Origin of the sequence: Limosilactobacillus vaginalis DSM 5837 = ATCC 49540 (genome assembly GCF_000159435.1) — a bacterium.
Classification (GTDB): domain Bacteria; phylum Bacillota; class Bacilli; order Lactobacillales; family Lactobacillaceae; genus Limosilactobacillus; species Limosilactobacillus vaginalis.
This window is the reverse complement of sequence record NZ_GG693418.1, coordinates 3,020-4,852: the sequence shown is the minus strand read 5'-3', so window position 1 is coordinate 4,852 and position 1,833 is coordinate 3,020. Positions and strand designations below refer to the sequence as shown.

The window sequence follows — 1,833 nt, the reverse complement described above, 5'->3', positions numbered from 1 at the left end:
GGCAGCTGCGGTAAAGCTCATCAGCGTGGTCGTGAAGCGATTCACAGATGTCTGCCTGTTCATCCGCGTCCAGCTCGTTGAGTTTCTCCAGAAGCGTTAATGTCTGGCTTCTGATAAAGCGGGCCATGTTAAGGGCGGTTTTTTCCTGTTTGGTCACTGATGCCTCCGTGTAAGGGGGATTTCTGTTCATGGGGGTAATGATACCGATGAAACGAGAGAGGATGCTCACGATACGGGTTACTGATGATGAACATGCCCGGTTACTGGAACGTTGTGAGGGTAAACAACTGGCGGTATGGATGCGGCGGGACCAGAGAAAAATCACTCAGGGTCAATGCCAGCGCTTCGTTAATACAGATGTAGGTGTTCCACAGGGTAGCCAGCAGCATCCTGCGATGCAGATCCGGAACATAATGGTGCAGGGCGCTGACTTCCGCGTTTCCAGACTTTACGAAACACGGAAACCGAAGACCATTCATGTTGTTGCTCAGGTCGCAGACGTTTTGCAGCAGCAGTCGCTTCACGTTCGCTCGCGTATCGGTGATTCATTCTGCTAACCAGTAAGGCAACCCCGCCAGCCTAGCCGGGTCCTCAACGACAGGAGCACGATCATGCGCACCCGTGGCCAGGACCCAACGCTGCCCGAGATGCGCCGCGTGCGGCTGCTGGAGATGGCGGACGCGATGGATATGTTCTGCCAAGGGTTGGTTTGCGCATTCACAGTTCTCCGCAAGAATTGATTGGCTCCAATTCTTGGAGTGGTGAATCCGTTAGCGAGGTGCCGCCGGCTTCCATTCAGGTCGAGGTGGCCCGGCTCCATGCACCGCGACGCAACGCGGGGAGGCAGACAAGGTATAGGGCGGCGCCTACAATCCATGCCAACCCGTTCCATGTGCTCGCCGAGGCGGCATAAATCGCCGTGACGATCAGCGGTCCAATGATCGAAGTTAGGCTGGTAAGAGCCGCGAGCGATCCTTGAAGCTGTCCCTGATGGTCGTCATCTACCTGCCTGGACAGCATGGCCTGCAACGCGGGCATCCCGATGCCGCCGGAAGCGAGAAGAATCATAATGGGGAAGGCCATCCAGCCTCGCGTCGCGAACGCCAGCAAGACGTAGCCCAGCGCGTCGGCCGCCATGCCGGCGATAATGGCCTGCTTCTCGCCGAAACGTTTGGTGGCGGGACCAGTGACGAAGGCTTGAGCGAGGGCGTGCAAGATTCCGAATACCGCAAGCGACAGGCCGATCATCGTCGCGCTCCAGCGAAAGCGGTCCTCGCCGAAAATGACCCAGAGCGCTGCCGGCACCTGTCCTACGAGTTGCATGATAAAGAAGACAGTCATAAGTGCGGCGACGATAGTCATGCCCCGCGCCCACCGGAAGGAGCTGACTGGGTTGAAGGCTCTCAAGGGCATCGGTCGACGCTCTCCCTTATGCGACTCCTGCATTAGGAAGCAGCCCAGTAGTAGGTTGAGGCCGTTGAGCACCGCCGCCGCAAGGAATGGTGCATGCAAGGAGATGGCGCCCAACAGTCCCCCGGCCACGGGGCCTGCCACCATACCCACGCCGAAACAAGCGCTCATGAGCCCGAAGTGGCGAGCCCGATCTTCCCCATCGGTGATGTCGGCGATATAGGCGCCAGCAACCGCACCTGTGGCGCCGGTGATGCCGGCCACGATGCGTCCGGCGTAGAGGATCCACAGGACGGGTGTGGTCGCCATGATCGCGTAGTCGATAGTGGCTCCAAGTAGCGAAGCGAGCAGGACTGGGCGGCGGCCAAAGCGGTCGGACAGTGCTCCGAGAACGGGTGCGCATAGAAATTGCATCAACGCATA

3 protein-coding genes are annotated in these 1,833 nt (G+C 58.9%); 1 reads left to right on the top strand and 2 read right to left on the bottom strand.

The features are described 5' to 3' along the window. Positions 1-190: Rop family plasmid primer RNA-binding protein (locus tag HMPREF0549_RS09585; RefSeq protein WP_003692311.1), on the bottom strand; the 190-nt coding region annotated here is incomplete at its 3' end. Positions 191-206: 16 nt separating this feature from the next. On the opposite strand from HMPREF0549_RS09585, the gene HMPREF0549_RS10250 reads away from it, so the two are divergent. Continuing rightward, positions 207-557: a hypothetical protein gene (locus HMPREF0549_RS10250; RefSeq protein WP_000818063.1), complete on the top strand. Its 351-nt coding sequence runs from the start codon at positions 207-209 to the stop codon at positions 555-557. A gap of 238 nt (positions 558-795) precedes the next feature. Here the strand turns inward: HMPREF0549_RS10250 and tet are convergent. Continuing rightward, positions 796-1,833 (bottom strand): Tet(A)/Tet(B)/Tet(C) family tetracycline efflux MFS transporter (gene tet, locus HMPREF0549_RS08685; protein WP_003717930.1); only part of this gene is annotated, 1,038 nt, incomplete at its 5' end.